At 44.3% G+C, this 15,948-nt stretch carries 19 protein-coding genes and 1 tRNA gene; 5 read left to right on the top strand and 15 right to left on the bottom strand.

What is annotated here, in order from left to right; genetic code table 11:
* Positions 1-74: 74 nt before the first annotated feature.
* The 4 genes from BC8716_RS13490 to BC8716_RS13475 form a co-directional block, all read right to left on the bottom strand.
* Positions 75-896, bottom strand: a complete 822-nt coding sequence (locus BC8716_RS13490) for an iron ABC transporter ATP-binding protein (protein WP_216924644.1) — start codon at positions 894-896, stop codon at positions 75-77.
* The gene (locus tag BC8716_RS13485) at positions 893-1,846 is read right to left on the bottom strand and encodes an iron chelate uptake ABC transporter family permease subunit (protein ID WP_157730442.1); all 954 of its coding nucleotides are present in this window, start codon (positions 1,844-1,846) and stop codon (positions 893-895) included. The genes BC8716_RS13490 and BC8716_RS13485 overlap by 4 nt, the downstream gene beginning before the upstream one ends.
* Entirely contained in the window at positions 1,836-2,789 is a 954-nt protein-coding gene (locus BC8716_RS13480; RefSeq protein ID WP_062749836.1) for an ABC transporter permease, read from the bottom strand. The genes BC8716_RS13485 and BC8716_RS13480 overlap by 11 nt, the downstream gene beginning before the upstream one ends.
* 149 nt (positions 2,790-2,938) lie before the next feature.
* Positions 2,939-3,565 carry a phosphatase PAP2 family protein gene (locus BC8716_RS13475; protein ID WP_157730441.1) on the bottom strand — a complete coding sequence of 209 codons (627 nt, stop codon included), beginning with the start codon at positions 3,563-3,565 and terminating at the stop codon, positions 2,939-2,941.
* A gap of 241 nt (positions 3,566-3,806) precedes the next feature.
* On the opposite strand from BC8716_RS13475, the gene BC8716_RS13470 reads away from it, so the two are divergent.
* Positions 3,807-5,204 carry an L-cystine transporter gene (locus BC8716_RS13470; protein ID WP_094426445.1) on the top strand — a complete coding sequence of 466 codons (1,398 nt, stop codon included), beginning with the start codon at positions 3,807-3,809 and terminating at the stop codon, positions 5,202-5,204.
* Between the two features lie 170 nt (positions 5,205-5,374).
* On the opposite strand, the gene BC8716_RS13465 is transcribed toward BC8716_RS13470, so the two are convergent.
* Positions 5,375-5,848 (bottom strand): small multi-drug export protein, encoded by a 474-nt coding sequence (locus BC8716_RS13465; protein ID WP_063609019.1) that lies wholly within the window; start codon positions 5,846-5,848, stop codon positions 5,375-5,377.
* 88 nt (positions 5,849-5,936) lie between these two features.
* Here BC8716_RS13465 and BC8716_RS13460 point away from each other — a divergent pair, with 88 nt between their 5' ends.
* The gene (locus tag BC8716_RS13460; protein ID WP_094426443.1) at positions 5,937-6,395 is read left to right on the top strand and encodes a DinB family protein; all 459 of its coding nucleotides are present in this window, start codon (positions 5,937-5,939) and stop codon (positions 6,393-6,395) included.
* Between the two features lie 28 nt (positions 6,396-6,423).
* Here BC8716_RS13460 and BC8716_RS13455 read toward each other — a convergent pair whose 3' ends face one another.
* From BC8716_RS13455 to cyoE, 3 genes are all read right to left on the bottom strand, one after another.
* Positions 6,424-6,804 carry a YisL family protein gene (locus BC8716_RS13455; protein ID WP_063609017.1) on the bottom strand — a complete coding sequence of 127 codons (381 nt, stop codon included), beginning with the start codon at positions 6,802-6,804 and terminating at the stop codon, positions 6,424-6,426.
* A 74-nt stretch (positions 6,805-6,878) separates the two neighbouring features.
* On the bottom strand, positions 6,879-7,376 hold the full coding sequence (locus BC8716_RS13450; RefSeq protein WP_063609016.1) for a CcdC family protein: 498 nt from the start codon (positions 7,374-7,376) through the stop codon (positions 6,879-6,881).
* Between the two features lie 73 nt (positions 7,377-7,449).
* The gene (gene cyoE / locus BC8716_RS13445; protein ID WP_063609015.1) at positions 7,450-8,385 is read right to left on the bottom strand and encodes a heme o synthase; all 936 of its coding nucleotides are present in this window, start codon (positions 8,383-8,385) and stop codon (positions 7,450-7,452) included.
* A 341-nt stretch (positions 8,386-8,726) separates the two neighbouring features.
* On the opposite strand from cyoE, the gene BC8716_RS13440 reads away from it, so the two are divergent.
* Both BC8716_RS13440 and BC8716_RS13435 read left to right on the top strand, forming a co-directional pair.
* The gene (locus tag BC8716_RS13440; RefSeq protein WP_094426441.1) at positions 8,727-9,662 is read left to right on the top strand and encodes a manganese-dependent inorganic pyrophosphatase; all 936 of its coding nucleotides are present in this window, start codon (positions 8,727-8,729) and stop codon (positions 9,660-9,662) included.
* A 150-nt stretch (positions 9,663-9,812) separates the two neighbouring features.
* Positions 9,813-10,199 (top strand): DUF488 domain-containing protein, encoded by a 387-nt coding sequence (locus BC8716_RS13435; protein WP_063609057.1) that lies wholly within the window; start codon positions 9,813-9,815, stop codon positions 10,197-10,199.
* Positions 10,200-10,310: 111 nt separating this feature from the next.
* Here the strand turns inward: BC8716_RS13435 and BC8716_RS13430 are convergent.
* From BC8716_RS13430 to BC8716_RS13410, 6 genes are all read right to left on the bottom strand, one after another.
* Positions 10,311-10,383, bottom strand: a tRNA-Ala gene (locus BC8716_RS13430).
* 122 nt (positions 10,384-10,505) lie between these two features.
* The gene (locus BC8716_RS22505) at positions 10,506-10,670 is read right to left on the bottom strand and encodes a hypothetical protein (RefSeq protein ID WP_167369567.1); all 165 of its coding nucleotides are present in this window, start codon (positions 10,668-10,670) and stop codon (positions 10,506-10,508) included.
* A 57-nt stretch (positions 10,671-10,727) separates the two neighbouring features.
* On the bottom strand, positions 10,728-11,141 hold the full coding sequence (locus tag BC8716_RS13425; RefSeq protein ID WP_094426438.1) for a YugN-like family protein: 414 nt from the start codon (positions 11,139-11,141) through the stop codon (positions 10,728-10,730).
* A gap of 123 nt (positions 11,142-11,264) precedes the next feature.
* Complete coding sequence (locus BC8716_RS13420; protein ID WP_063609012.1) at positions 11,265-12,620, bottom strand: glucose-6-phosphate isomerase; 1,356 nt, start codon at positions 12,618-12,620, stop codon at positions 11,265-11,267.
* 64 nt (positions 12,621-12,684) lie between these two features.
* Positions 12,685-13,791, bottom strand: coding sequence for a D-alanine--D-alanine ligase (gene ddlA / locus BC8716_RS13415; RefSeq protein ID WP_063609011.1), 1,107 nt, complete (start codon positions 13,789-13,791; stop codon positions 12,685-12,687).
* 73 nt (positions 13,792-13,864) lie between these two features.
* Positions 13,865-15,028: an iron-containing alcohol dehydrogenase gene (locus BC8716_RS13410; protein WP_063609010.1), complete on the bottom strand. Its 1,164-nt coding sequence runs from the start codon at positions 15,026-15,028 to the stop codon at positions 13,865-13,867.
* Between the two features lie 192 nt (positions 15,029-15,220).
* On the opposite strand from BC8716_RS13410, the gene BC8716_RS13405 reads away from it, so the two are divergent.
* On the top strand, positions 15,221-15,454 hold the full coding sequence (locus BC8716_RS13405; protein WP_011247751.1) for a DUF378 domain-containing protein: 234 nt from the start codon (positions 15,221-15,223) through the stop codon (positions 15,452-15,454).
* Between the two features lie 41 nt (positions 15,455-15,495).
* On the opposite strand, the gene yugI is transcribed toward BC8716_RS13405, so the two are convergent.
* Complete coding sequence (gene yugI / locus BC8716_RS13400) at positions 15,496-15,897, bottom strand: S1 domain-containing post-transcriptional regulator GSP13 (RefSeq protein ID WP_011247752.1); 402 nt, start codon at positions 15,895-15,897, stop codon at positions 15,496-15,498.
* Positions 15,898-15,948 lie beyond the last annotated feature (51 nt).

Genomic DNA, 15,948 nt, shown 5'->3' with positions numbered 1-15,948 from the left:
GCGATCGTCAGTATTTCTCTATATTGAAGATTTTGCTTTTTCACCTCCATTTCAAAATGAACGACATCCACTATTTAGTTAAAATAGACGCAAATGCGGTTGCAATTCACTTCTTCAACTGCGATTTCCATGTCATACACATTGCGGAGTGTGTCTGAGTTGATCATTTCATGGCAGCGACCTTCTTCAACAATCGCTCCATCTTTCATCGCCACAATGTAGTCGGAGTAACAAGAGGCAAAATTAATGTCATGGACGACAATCATAATCGTTTTGCCTAGCTCATCAACAAGACGGCGCAACGTTTTCATGATCGAGACAGAGTGCTTCATATCCAAATTGTTTAACGGTTCATCTAAAATGATATAATCGGTATTTTGGGCAAGCACCATCGCAATATAAGCACGTTGCCGCTGCCCGCCGCTCAACTGGTCTAAGTATTTGTCTTGAATGTCGCGAAGCGCCATATAATCGATCGCCTCTTCGACATAAGTCCAATCCTTTTTCGTTAGCCGGTTTTGTGAATACGGAAAGCGGCCAAAGCTGACAAGTTCGCGAATGGTCAAACGGATGTTGATGTTGTTTGCCTGTTTTAAAATCGACACTTTCTTTGCCAGTTCCTTGCTGTGATACGATTCAAGCGGACGTCCTTCAATCAAAATAGTGCCTTCATCTTTTTTCGACAAGCGGCTGATCATCGAGATCAACGTACTTTTTCCGGCACCATTGGGGCCAATAAACGATGTAATTGTTCCTTTTCTGACGTTGACCGAGACGTCGTTGACGACTCTTTTTCCGTCGTATTGTTTGCTGACATTTGACACTTCTATGCCTACAGGCTGTGTATCAAGCTTTTGCAACGGGATGGCATTTCGGTCAATTAATGCGGTGGTCATGTCGATTTCGTCCCCCTTAAGAGCAAGTAAATGAAGTAAATTCCGCCAACAAAGTTAATGATAACGCTCAGCGGAGCCGAGTAAGTGAACACGCGCTCGACGAGCAACGTCCCGCCAACCAAGGCAATGCTTGAAACTAGAACTGATGTAATCGCTAAATGGGTGTGCTTATAGGTTGGCATAAGCTCTCTTGCAACGTTCGCGACAAGTAGGCCTAAAAACAACACCGGGCCGACAAGAGCTGTTGAAACAGAAACAAGCAAAGCAATGACAACTAAAAACTTTCTAATCGCCTTATCGTAAGGAACGCCTAAGTTAATCGCCTGATCGCGTCCAAGGGAAATGGCATCCAAATATCTCAAATACGGCCAAATGTAAAGAACAGTTGCTGCTAGAATCACGATAGAAAGCCAAAGCAAATCAACATTGATGTTGCTAAAACTAGCAAACATCCGATTCTGGATCGTCAAAAATTCATTTGGATCAATCATGACTTGCAGAAACGTCGATAGGCTTGAAAACAATGTGCCAAATACAATGCCGACAAGCAGCAAAAAGTATAGATTTTGCCCTTCTTTTTTGAACATCAAGGCATATAACAAGACAGCGAACAACACCATAAAGACAATGGATAGACCAAAGTTCACATATTTGTTTATCGCGACAAGACCGATCGTCCCAAACAAAAAAACAAGCAACGTTTGAATAAGCATGTATAAAGAATCAAGGCCAATAATGCTTGGCGTCAGGATTCGGTTGTTTGTGATTGTTTGAAAAAACAAGGTAGAGCTAGCAATTGCCCCGCCGACAATGATAATCGCCACAACGCTTCTTCCTCGTCTTGGCAACGCATAGTCCCACGCTCCAGGAGCGATGTCAATAAACAAAAAAGTACCAATCAATGCTGCTAACAAAGCGCCGAGTAATAAATAGATCCATTTAGGCTGCATGAGATCGTCTCCTTAAGAGCAAGTACAAAAAGATCGCGCTCCCGACAACCCCAACGACCAGTCCAATCGGAATTTCATATGGATAAATGAGAACACGCCCTAAAATATCACAAGCGAGCAAGAAAATGGCGCCTAATAGCGCTGTATGAGGCAAACTGTTTTTTAAGTTGTCCCCTCTTATAATCGAAACGATGTTTGGAATGACTAGCCCTAAAAAAGGAATCGAACCAATTGTGACGACAATCGTAGCCGTGATCATCGCGACAATGAAAAGGCCGATATTCATAATTTGGTTATAATTTAAGCCCAAGTTTGTCGAAAAATCCTTCCCCATTCCTGCCACCGTAAAGCGATTTGCGAATAAAAAGGCAATGACAACAAGGGGAATGCCTATGTATAAAATTTCATAGCGCCCTTTAAGAACGAGTGAAAAGCTCCCTTGCATCCAAGAAGACAAGCTTTGCACTAAATCATATCGGTAAGCTAGAAAAGTGGTGATTGAGTTGACCACACTACCTAACATAAGCCCGACAAGCGGGACAAACACAACGTTTTTAAAGCGGATGCGCTCCAGTATTTTCATAAAAAGAAACGTTCCAAACAACGCAAAAAGAAAGGCAATAAACATCCTTTGCAGCGTGCTTGCTTGTGTAAAGACAACCACGGCGACAAGAATGCCAAGCCGAGCCCAATCCATAGTTCCAGCTGTTGTCGGCGAAACAAATTTGTTTTGTGTAAGCTGCTGCATAATTAAACCGCAAACGCTTAAACTAACACCGACAATCAACACACTTAATAGACGAGGGATACGGCTAATGACGAGTGTTTGCACGTCTTCATCGTCTAGACGAAACAAATCAAGTGGCGATATATCCTGTACGCCAATAAATAAAGATGCAAACGATAAAATCAAAAGCAAAGGGAGTAAATATCTTATTTTCATAATGTTAACATGAATAAAACATGCTGCTTGCCTCCTTTGCTCTACAGCTAATGATACTCATTATCAATTACGTATTCATCTTATCATTTTTACAAAAAATTTCAAGGCTAAATGAGAAAGAATCTCGCTCTCAATTAAAAATTGTCCTTTTATCCGTTCGATTTTCTTGGTTGGAATAGCCAAAACAAGAAAAACACAAGGCTGCCACTTAGGAGATATCCGCCAATGACATCACTCAAATAATGAACACCCAGATATAGTCTAGAAAATCCCATAATGAGTATCATGAGGCTTGCAAATACAACAAACGCTACACGGTGACTTTGTTTGTTCACGCGCTTCCAAATCAGAAAGGTAAGCACCGTGTAAAACGACATCGCTCCCATTGAATGGCCGCTTGGAAAGCTGTACGAGGACAATTCAACTAGCATATACTGTGCTGGCCGTTCTCGTTCTACCCATTCTTTTACGAACAGATTAACAAGACCTGTCGCTGCCATCGTAACAGCAGTAAATGCTAATTCTTTGTGCGAGGCACGGGCAACAAGCAAAATGATAAGCACCGCTACTGTCAAAACGAAAACCGTTTTGGTCGCCCCTAAAAAGGCAAAGCCATGCATGAGAGCCGTAATCGGTTCAGCACGAATCGACTCAGCCCATGTTAACGCCAGCTGGTCGACTTTCTCTAAAAAAACCGTGTTTAAACTAAAAGCTACGACTAAAAAACAGGCTATGCAAACGATGCTAATCACAAGCGAATTTGTATTCATTTTCATTTCAAGCACCACCATTTAACATGAAATATACCGACAATGTTTACTGCTTTTTAACGTTCCCATTTTTTTATTAGAAAAACGCCAATAAGAGGCAAATGCCTTCTCATTCGCGAGCGTTTTCCTTTTCTGAATGACAAAATCTATGATACACTCACTTCACATATAATTCCCACTTGACTCATATGATTATACAGAATACTATAAAGGGCGTTGTATATTTTAACCAAAGGAGTTTGAGCATATGGACTTGTTCTTAACTTTATTAATTATTGCGATTGTCCTCGCTGTAGCCGGACTGTTGCTTTACATGCAAAAAAAGCACGTATCTTTCTCGATCCGCGTCTTGTTGGCTTTAGGCGCTGGCGTTGTATACGGCCTTTTGCTGCAATTTTTCTTCGCCCCTGATTCATCTGTCATTCAACAATCAATGGATTGGGTCAATATTTTAGGGACCGGTTATGTCCGCTTTTTGCAAATGATTGTCATGCCGTTAATTTTCATTTCGATTCTATCTGCGTTTACACGTATGACGTTAACAAAGAATCTAGGGAAAATTAGCGCCTTGATTCTCGGCACATTAATTGCTACGACAGCAATTGCCGCTGCTATTGGGATCACTGCTTCATCCGTCTTTCAACTTGAAGCGATTGACATTACTGCAGGCGAAGCAGAACTTAGCCGCGGCGATGCCCTTGAAGAAAGTTACGCTGGCATGGAAGCAGCGACATTGCCGCAGCAAATTGTCGAGCTAATCCCTGCTAATCCATTTCTTGACCTAACTGGCGAACGCCCCACTTCAGCAATTGGTGTTGTGATTTTTGCTGCCTTTCTCGGCGTTGCCTATTTAGGTGTACGCCGCAAACAGCCGGAAGCAGCCGACACGTTTAAAAGCATTGTCGATGCCCTTTACGCGATCATTATGCGCGTCGTTACATTAATTTTACGGTTGACTCCTTATGGCGTTTTGGCGATTATGACAAGAACAGTTGCAACAAGTGACCTACAGGCGATTTCCACACTTGGGACGTTTGTGCTTGCTTCTTATGTGGCACTGATTGTCATGTTTGTTATTCATTTGATCATTCTAGCTGCGACTGGCCTAAGCCCGATTACGTATGTGAAAAAGGCATTTCCGGTGCTCGCTTTTGCGTTCACGTCACGCACGAGTGCAGGGGCATTGCCAATGAATATCCAAACACAGAAGAAATTAGGCGTTCCAGACGGCATTGCCAATTTTGCAGGTTCATTTGGCTTATCAATCGGCCAAAATGGATGTGCCGGGATTTATCCAGCCATGCTTGCCGTTATGATTGCGCCAACGGTAGGCCAAAATCCCCTTGAACCAACGTTTATTTTGTTGTTAATTGTGGTCATAGCCATTAGTTCGTTTGGCGTAGCAGGCGTCGGCGGCGGGGCAACTTTTGCTGCCATTCTCGTCTTGTCCGCACTTGATTTTCCAATTGCCCTTGCCGGCCTTCTTATTTCGATTGAACCACTAATTGACATGGGCCGTACTGCTTTGAACGTTTCAGGCAGCATGGTGTCCGGCATCTTTACTTCGAAAGTGACAGGCAACCTTAACAAAGAAGTATTCTCAGATCCGAACGAACAACTTGGTACGCAAGACATGCAAGGTTAACCTCACTCAGACTGATAGAAAACGCTTGTCAGACGGGGAGTGCAGCTGAGAGAAGATGCGAATAGAACAGGGGTTCATAAGCATATGAGTGAGGCAAACGACGAAGTATGCGAGCATTTGCCTACAGTTGAAGCGCGGCAATCTAATCAGTTGCCGCGCTTTTCATATCCCTATTGACCAAAAAACGGAAGAAGCCAGTGGCTTGCATATACACAAATAATGCCAAAAATGATGGCCCAAAGGACAACACCGATAAGCGTCCACAAAATCGCGTAACTGCGTGAAACGCCAAGTGCAACGGCGGTTACGGCGCCAATATGGCTACTTAGCAAAATCGGTGCAAGAATCCCTACGCCTGGCATCCCATACTTTTCTAAAAATTGCTTTGTCTTCTCCTGCTGTTTGCTTGACTGTCGCCCGCTTTTCTGGCTGTTCTGTCTTTTCAGTGTCCAATTGCGAATTTTTTCGCTAAGCAACACAAGAAGCACTACTCCGATGCTATTGCCAAGAATCGATACCAATACGGTCAGCACAGGGGGTTGATTCACGAAAAGAATACCGACCGGTACAGCAAGCGTATACTCGATGAAGGGAATCATGCTCGCCACAAATAGTAAGCTGAGCCATAGACTATCCGCTTCCATATTAACTCCCCTTTCCCTCTTAAAATCAATGCAATCTTTAGCTGTTTTCGTTATACTTTAACCATCCTACAGAAGGGAGCAAAAAACGATGACCTACGCCGCCTTTTCTTTTGCTCGTATGGCCAATGAACAGATCATCCAGACCATTCCTGCAGAAAAACACGACATCATTCCCGCCGGTTTTAAAAACTCTGTCCATTGGAATTACGGACACCTCTTGGTCATCGCAGACCATGTTCTTGGTCATGCGCCAACTTTTGAAAAAACAATTCCAAAAGGGTATTACCACCCTTTCGCCAAAGGATCGAGCCCTTTGCAATGGACCGACAAAGTTCCTTCTATTGAAACGCTTCAAGAAGCAGCAGCTAAACAAAAACAAGCAGCCGAGAAGCTAGTCGAAGAATCGGGCGGAGCCGATAAAGCGGTGCCGTTTACTTTGCACGGCCATTCGTTCCAAACAGTAGATGAACTTTTTAGTTTCGTCGCCTTTCATGAGGGCATGCATTACCGCACACTCCTCCATTACAGCAACGTATTCTCAAACTAAAACAAAGCATGCCGTGGCATGCTTTGTTTTAAAAACGGATGATCCCGTACCCCATCAGCACAATGACAACAAGTACCACAAGGACAGCAAACAGCATGCCTAGGCTGTTTTCATTCCGTTTCGCCTTCCCAAGGGCTGCTTCCATAAAACCGATAAGCAATACGGCGAGGAGTCCTTTGATAAAGAAAAAATAAGCAAATTGGTAGGCAATAAGCATGCTTGCGCCCGTTACGAGCATAATCACAAAGAATAGCCGGGCAATCATATGTATAATCGTACCAGCCTTGCTTTTACCTCCACGGAAGAGAAAATAAGCAACTAAAAACAATATCGCTAGAATTGCCCATGAACCTTCGTGGGAAGCTTGAAAAATGGAAAAGTTCTCTTGAATAAATCCGCCAGAATTCATTGAATATCCTCCTTTACGATTGTCTTTCCATTCCAGTATAGCGTGTCTGTTTTTCAAACGCTAACCATACACGATCACGGCTTATAAGTTGCCAACTTATCGCTATCGCGCTTGAGTTTTACATAACGGACGAGCATGGCTACCCGCCAAGGCAACAGCATTCCATAGGCAAGCAAAAAGAACATGCCTGACAGTTCCTCGGGATTTAACTCCTGCCCCATGACAATTCGAAACGCCACTCTTAACACAAGCAAGCCGATTAAAAGATAAGCAAACGCTTTCGAACGTTTTAAATAAATAGCGCCATCCCGCACTTCAAATTTCGATGTCCAAATGAGGACGATTGAAAAAAGTGCACCGACAATAAGCGCTTCGCCAACATGGAACGCTGAAGGTCTAGTTGGCTCGTATAAAAACATCAAGAAGCCAGTTGACATCGCTAGCGGCGGCACCATAATCCGCTTCGCCGACGTAGGGCGTTTCGATGCTTTCATGCGGATCACGAGCGCTGCGCTCCCCATAGCAACTGCCATGAGCGTTGGAACAGCAATTAGCAGCCAATTGTTCTCCATTGAAACATCCCCTTTCTAACCAAAAGCTAAACCCTAAAAAAATGGCGCCTTGCCTAGGCAAGACACCACTTTGTTAAAACAAGGGAGAAAGCAGTGAAAAACCGATGATCACCGTAAAAAGAATCGTAAGATAGTTAAGTGAAAAAACAAACATAAGGGTCGCCCATTTTTTAGGCTCCATTCGTTTATAGCCAGCTATGCTCAACGTCAGCCAAATCAATGACAACACAAGCGCTACACTGGTGATGAACCAACTTAACGAAACAAAGAAAAAGCTGGATGCAGCTAGCACAAACAAATAGACATTCGTTTGGATAAACGTCCGCTTGAACCCTTTGACAACCGGCAACATCGGCACTTTAGCCGCTTTGTATTCGTCATAGCGGCGAATGGCGATCGCATAAAAATGGGGCATTTGCCAAAGGACCATAACGACAAACAAACCAATAATCGCTGGGTGAACCAAGTCTCCAGAAATCGCGGCCCAGCCGATAAGCGGTGGGACTGCGCCGCCAACACTGCCAATTTCGGTATTATAAATCGTACGCCGTTTCGACCACATTGTGTAAGGCACAACATATAAAAAGAGGCCGAGAAAACCAAACAATGCTGCGCGGGGCGAAGCGACTCCGAGAAGCAACAACCCAAGCAATGATAAAGATATGCCAAGCACTAACGCATTGGCAGGCTGCATCCTGCCTGTTACCGTCGGCCGGTTTTTCGTCCGGTCCATAATGGCGTCAATGTCGCGGTCGTAAATGTTGTTAAAGGCACCTGCTGCCCCAATGACAAAGGCTGAGCCAAAAATAGCAAAAAGAATTTCTGGAAGCTTTTCGCCAATCGGAATGCCTGTAACGTAAAGAGCAAGGCTCAATCCCGCCGCCATCGCAAGCAGATTGGATTTAATGATCCCTGTTTTTAATGTTTCTGAGAGGACTTGCGAAAAAGCTTGTTTAGGCGTAGCAAGAGAGGCATTGTGTATGCTCTTATCTATTTTTTCCGTTCTCATAAACCCCCTCTTCCTCCTGTCTCATTAAACTGTGTAATATAACCACTATTATTCCTATTGTATTATTTTAGCATAGACAGCTTATTGCGCAGCTACTTAAACAAACTGTCGAAGTCCTGTCAAGAAGTTGTGACCAATTTCCGAAAAAACGCTACAGCCTGTCCAGTTTCCGCACACACATTTTTTATTATACGCTTTTTCCGGGCCAATGGAAAGTATGAAATCGCTTACCCCTGATTTAAAGGAGGATTCACCGAATCGACCGACAAACGCTTCAAGTCTCTTGGCGAAGATGATACTATAGTAATGTTGAACATACTATGTAAAAGGAGTTTTATCAGATGCCTAAAACACTTATTTTTGGCCACAAAAATCCTGACACGGATACAATTTGCTCAGCTATCGCTTACGCCGACTTAAAAGGACAGCTCGGTGTGGAAACAGAAGCTGTACGACTAGGAGAACCGAATGGAGAGACATTGTATGCACTTGAAGCATTCGGCGTAAACACGCCACGCTTAATCGAAAAAGCGGCAGGCGAAACAGATCGAGTCATTCTAGTTGATCACAATGAACGCCAACAAAGCGTCAGTGACATTGACGACGTCCAAGTTTTAGAAGTGATCGACCATCACCGCATTGCTAACTTTGAAACAGCTGACCCTGTTTATTATCGGGCCGAACCTGTCGGCTGCACGGCGACGATTATTAAAAAGCTCTACAAAGAACACGGCCTTGACATTCCTAAACCAATTGCAGGCTTGATGCTATCTGCGATTATCTCTGATTCCCTTTTGTTCAAGTCGCCAACATGCACAGAAGAGGACAAGCAAGCAGCAAAAGAATTAGCGGAAATTGCTGGCGTTAATGCCGAAGAATACGGATTAAACATGCTTAAAGCAGGCGCTGACATTTCTGATAAAACGGCTGATGAGCTGTTGACAATGGATGCAAAAGCATTTGCAATGGGCGCTGCCACAGTTGAAATTGCCCAAGTGAATACCGTTGATACAAAGGACGTGCTCGCTCGCCAAAGCGAACTTGAAAAAGTGATTACGGCCAAAATCAATGACAATGGGCTTGACTTATTCGTCTTTATTATTACAGACATCCTTGAAAATGATTCAGTCGCCCTCGTTCTCGGCGACAAAACCGCTGCATTTGAACAAGCCTTCCAGACAACGTTGACAAACCATACAGCTGTTCTTAAAGGCGTTGTTTCCCGGAAAAAACAAGTCGTCCCACCGCTCACAGAAGCAATCGCGAACGTGAACTAAACATGATGCAAAACAAGCCAGTTGACATGTTCTCAACTGGCTTGTTTCTCTTTACTTTTCAGGGTGAGAATGTAACAATCTCCACTGCAAGGCGCCACTAATAAAAGGAGGATGGCTTTTACGATGTTCGACCGCCCCAGTAAACAGCAAATGAATGAAGACAACGAGATCACCATACATGTCAAACGAATTTACGAAACGCCCTCTCCTGAAGACGGCGTGCGAATTCTTGTCGACCGGCTCTGGCCTCGTCGCGTATCAAAAGAGCGCGCTGCCATAGATGAATGGATGAAAGAGATCGCCCCAAGTCCAAAATTGCGTATATGGTTCGGCCACCGACCGGAGCGATTCGCAACATTTGCCGAAAAATACGCGGTAGAATTGGCGCAGGACCCCATTCGCTACGAACGGGCGGTTCGAATATGCGAACTGGCACTTCAGAAACACGTCACTCTTGTATACGCCGCAAAAGATCCCGTCCATAACCATGCGAATGTTCTGCGGGATTGGCTTGTTAATAACTTTATTGAGGCCTGAGAGCAAAAACAGCGTGCCCACCCATTGCCGAGCCGCCGTTTCCCTGTGTCCTTTGTAAAATAGTAAAACGCACATGCTCCTTTTCAGAGCATGTGCGTCCTAATGTACTAATGGAGCCTAGGGGGCTCGAACCCCTGACCTCAACGCTGCCAGCGTTGCGCTCTCCCAGCTGAGCTAAGGCCCCACACGGTTATGTATGTCCAATAACGTTACTGCAATAATATAACATAGCTCACCGCTGTTTGCAATACAAAAATAACAAAAAATCGCAGCCTTGCGCTTAAAATGGTTCAGTCTTAAACATTATCAAGTAGGCAAAAACAAACCAATAAGAAACCAGACAAACCCGCCGAGTAAACCGACGACTGCAGATTGGATGGCGGCTTCCATTGTGATTCGTTTCGCCTTTACAAAATCGAGTATTAGCCAACCGCAAAAAATAGCTAAAGCAATGATGAGCGCTTCACCCATTTTCACTCCCCCTCCCGCTATTACTTTAGCAACTTTTCCCCCATGTCGCAATGATGATCAAGCAAGCGTTTGCTCAAGCTCTGCTACTAAGTTTTCCGCTAACGAGCGGTACTTGTCGGAGACTTCCCCGTCCTTGTCAACAGGCGCTTGAAACTGGTTTACAAGCCCCTCGGCCACCGCCGGTACAACGCCGCTTAACGAATCTTCATCGTTGTCTTGTTGATAAACATGGTTTAGCAAGTACAACGTTCCAACTTGGATGACAGCGTCTTTTGAGCCTAGCTCCCCTTCCACTGCTTGAACGGGAATACGCAAAAACGTATATCCATTGTCCAACGAGATTTTGTAATCGTAATAGCCATGGTCGTAGTCCCAGTTGCCACCAAGTGTGTAGCCTAATGATTCCAATACGCTTTGCAATTCTTTTGCTTTATATTGTTTGCCTTCAATTGTTGATTCAAGTGCGATCAAACCAATCGCTCCCTTCGTTTTTCCATCGCCATTAGTGTGGGAAAGGAGCCTCGAACTTATACACCGTCAACACACAAAAAACAACGCAGCCCAATGGACTGCGTTGGCCAGTTTGCACAATGTTTAGTTGTCCGTTAAGCGACTTTCAAGTTTGTTTTTCTCTTCCTCGAAGCCTGGCTTTCCGAGCAAAGCAAACATGTTTTTCTTATAGGCTTCAACGCCTGGTTGGTCAAATGGATTCACGCCTAGCAAATAACCGCTCATAGCAACTGCTTTTTCGAAAAAGTAAACGAGATAACCAAATGAGTATTCATCCAACTTTGGAATGGAAACGACTAGGTTTGGCACATTCCCGTCAGTATGAGCAAGCATTGTCCCTTTAAACGCTTGTTTATTGACAAAATCCATTGTTTTTCCCGCTAAATAGTTTAACCCATCCAGATCGCTTTCTGCTTCTTCAATCGTAATATGTTTGTCGACCGCTTCGACATGAAGTACCGTTTCAAACAAATCACGGCGTCCATCTTGTACATATTGGCCCATTGAATGAAGATCGGTTGAAAAGTCGACTGATGCTGGGTAAATCCCTTTTTGGTCTTTCCCTTCGCTTTCGCCAAATAATTGTTTCCACCATTCAGACACATAATGGAGGTGCGGTTCATAGTTCACCAACAATTCAATTGTTTTGCCTTTATTGTAAAGGATGTTGCGAATAGCTGCATATTGATAAGCTGCATTTTCGCTTAATTCACCTGTTGAAAAAGCTTCCCTTGCATCAGCCGCTCCCTTCATCATGTCTTCAATCGCTAAGCCGCTTACAGCGATTGGCAAGAGGCCTACAGCTGTCAATACAGAAAAGCGACCGCCAACATCGTCTGGAATCACGAAAGATTCGTATCCCTCTTCGTTCGCCAATGTTTTCAGAGCTCCACGCTCTTTGTCAGTTGTTGCGTAAATGCGTTTGCGCGCCTCTTCCTTTCCGTATTTCTTTTCAAGGTAGTCGCGGAACACACGGAAAGCAATCGCCGGCTCGGTTGTCGTTCCTGATTTAGAGATCACATTGACCGATACATCCTTGCCATCAAGAAGATCAAGCACATCGCTCAAATACGTTGAGCTAATGTTCTGGCCGACAAAAATGACTTGCGGTGCGTTGCGCTTTTCTTTCGGCAGTTGGTTAAAAAAAGAATGGTTCAACGCTTCAATCGCAGCGCGTGCTCCTAAGTACGAACCACCGATGCCGACAACGAGCAGCACATCGGAGTCATGACGAATTTTTTCTGCCGCTTTTTGAATGCGGGCAAATTCTTCTTTATCGTAATCGACAGGCAAGTCGATCCATCCTAAAAAGTCATTTCCTTGGCCTGTCTTTTCATGAAGCGCTTTATGTGCAGCGCGGACTGCCTCTCCCATATAGTCAACTTCATGCTCTCCGAAAAAGGAAAGAGCTTTGCTGTAGTCAAATTGAATATGTGCCATAAAAAATAGCCTCCCTTAAGTTCGGTACCTTTTAAATGTACCGAACGGAGGCTAAAAACACAAGTCAATTGCGGTCAAAAACCGAGCTTTTCAGCTGTTTGTCACGTTCATGGCGCTCAATTGCAAGCTCAATTAACGTTGTAATCAAGTCTTGATAAGACACGCCGCTCGCTTCCCATAATTTCGGGTACATGCTGATTTTCGTAAAGCCAGGCAATGTATTCACTTCATTAATGATCACTTCGCCTGTTTCAGTCAGAAACACATCAACACGAGCCAAGCCTTCACAATTCAATGTTTTGTAAGCTTGAATGGCAATGTCTTGGATACGGCGATTGACGTCTTCCGGCAAATCTGCAGGGATCGCCAATTTGGCGCCGTCTTCATCAATATACTTCGCATCATACGAATAAAACCCATCTTGTGGCAAAATTTCCCCGCAAGTGCTTGCTTTCGGGTAGTCATTGCCGAGAACGGCACATTCAATTTCGCGCCCTTTAATGGCTGCTTCGACAAGCACTTTATGGTCATACGAGAATGCTTCCTCAATAGCAGCCGTAAATTCCGCTTCAGTTGTTGCTTTGTTGACACCGACAGAAGAACCTTGGTTGGCAGGCTTTATAAATAGAGGCAGCCCTAATTGATCAGCAATGCTCTCAAAATCAATCGTTTTCTTAGCAGCACGGGTAAATGTCATCCCACTTGCAACGTGGAGGCCAGCCCCTTGAAGCAGCCGCTTCGCAATGTCTTTATCCATGCTCACTGCCGAGCCAAGCACATTTGACCCGACAAACGGCAAATTGGCAAGACGAAACATCCCTTGCAGCGATCCATCTTCTCCAAGTGTGCCATGTACAATTGGAAACACGACATCTAGCTGGTCTAGAACCGACTGGTTTGCCGTGCCCACCAGTTGCCTGTCTTCCTTCCCAGGAATAAGGGCTACGCCTTGATTCGATTTATTTAGTTCAATTAAAGCTGGATTATCTGCGTTAAGTAAAAAATTAGACGCTTCATTTATATGCCATTGGCCTTTTTTGTCAATGCCAATCAATGTCACGTCAAAACGATCTTTATCAATCGCCTCAACAATATTTTTTGCTGATTGAAGTGAAACTTCATGCTCAGCAGATTTCCCTCCAAAAATAATGCCTACTCGTTTCTTGGCCACTTTTTTCACTCTCCTTCCCGTACATTATACACGGAAAAAGCTTGGTGAAGAATGAAAAAATATGGCCTCCGCCTTAAAGTGCCGCCTTTAAAATTTCAAGCGTTTGAGGCTTTCCGAGTTTATGGTAATTGCCATAAATCCCGTTCTCACAAGCAATGTCGGCAATTTGCTCGAGTTTGCTTTCATCAATGCCGTAATCAGCCAAACGGCTCGGCGCTCCCAATTGTTTCCAAAAAGCAGCTAACTTGTCAATCCCCTCAAGAGCGACATCCTGTTTGTCTTTGCCCGTTGGATCAACGCCAAACACGTTTATAGCGAGCATCGCACTTCGTTCTGGATTGACATCAATGCTGTGGCGGAGCCAATGAGGAAATAAAATCGCAAGCCCGCCAGCGTGTGGAATATCAAAAACAGCGGAAACTGCGTGTTCAAGGTTATGTGTGCCCCAATCGCCTCGCGCGCCCATTTGCGTTATTCCATTTAAAGCCATTGTTCCGCTATATAGAATCGTTTCCCGCAAATCAACATTTTCGAGATCATCTAGCAACGGCGGGGCTGCTTCGATGACTGTATGCAAAATTGATTCGCAAATCCGGTCTTGCAACGGCGTATTCTCCGCCGGGTGGAAATAGGCTTCAAGAACATGGCTCATCATGTCGACAATGCCATAAACGGTTTGGTCTTTTGGAACCGAAAGCGTATTAATTGGGTCGAGAATGGAAAAGTTAGGAAAGCTAAAAATGCTGCCCCAGCCCATTTTTTGATGGGTTTCCCAATTGGTAATCACAGAACCAGAATTCATCTCGGATCCAGTTGCTGCAAGCGTCAAAATCGTGCCAAACGGCAATGCGTCCATAGGCGTTTCTTTTTTAGTAATAATATCCCAAATGTCGCCATCATGGCGGGCACCTACCGCAATGGCTTTTGTCGCATCAATCACACTGCCGCCGCCAACTGCTAAAATAAAGCCAATTTGCTTCTCTTTGCACAAATCAATTCCTTTTTGCACAGTTGTCAGCCGTGGGTTTGGCTCTACTCCTGCCAATTCGGTGACCGTGCATCCGGCTAGTTCTAATTGTTTCGTGACTTTTTCATACAAGCCGTTCTTTTTGATGCTCCCGCCTCCGTAAACAAGCAAGACATTGCGATCATAGACAACAAGCTCTTCTGCCAAATGTTCGGTTTTTCCTTGGCCAAAAATTAATTTGGTCGGATTGTAAAAAGTAAAAGCATCCATTTGCTTATTTCCTCCTTTGCTTAAAAAGCACCCTTTTTTATCCTAACTTTTCTTGTACGCCGTTGCAAAACAACTGCTTATCTGCAACAAACCGATTATTGCCAACTAGCGGTGCGTATATTCTGGAAGGCTATTCCACACCATAAAGGTAGCCACATCACAGATGTGTGCACAGAACGGGAGGTGAAAAAGATGAGCGGTATTCAAAGAACTGCGCTGGTCCTTGCGATTATCGGCGCGATCAACTGGGGTCTAATCGGTTTTTTCCGTTTTGACCTTGTCGCTTTTATCTTTAACGGCCAGGCATCGATTATTTCCCGCCTCATTTACGCTCTTATCGGTTTATCCGGATTGTATGCTATTTCAATCTTAATGAAGCCGAAAGAAGAACTTGGGCGTGACCACGAAGTTGAGCCACAACGATAAGAAAAAAAAAGCAGCTAGACCGTCTAGCTGCTTTTACCTTATTATTTTTTCGCGCGCTTGTTCAAATCAGCTTGAATTTCATTGGACTGTTTTAACCACTCTTTAAGCTTGTCTTCAAGGGTATTGAAGCCCTGTTGTTTTTGTTGAGCGCCTTGAGGTTTCCCTTTGCCGGCACGTGGTTTCCCTTGCGGGCGAGCAGGCGCTTCTTGGGTCGCGCGGATTGACAAAGAAATCTTTCCAGACTCCTCGTCTACAGACATAATTTTTACTTTTACCTCATCTCCTACTGCCAATACATCGGCGATGTCTTTTACATAACCGTGCGCTACTTCAGAAATGTGTACAAGCCCTTGTTTTTTTTCGTCAATTGCGACAAAAGCTCCGAACGGCTTTATACCGGTAACTTTCCCTTCAACGATGCTGCCTTCCTCATAATTCGCCATAAATCACAACTCCTAAACATGTTTTAACCTTTTGATTTTACCACAGGACCT

Origin of the sequence: Shouchella clausii, from assembly GCF_002250115.1 — a bacterium.
Classification (GTDB): Bacteria; Bacillota; Bacilli; order Bacillales; family Bacillaceae_D; genus Shouchella; species Shouchella clausii.
The sequence above is the reverse complement of the archived record's forward strand: the minus strand, read 5'-3'. Positions and strand labels throughout refer to the sequence as shown.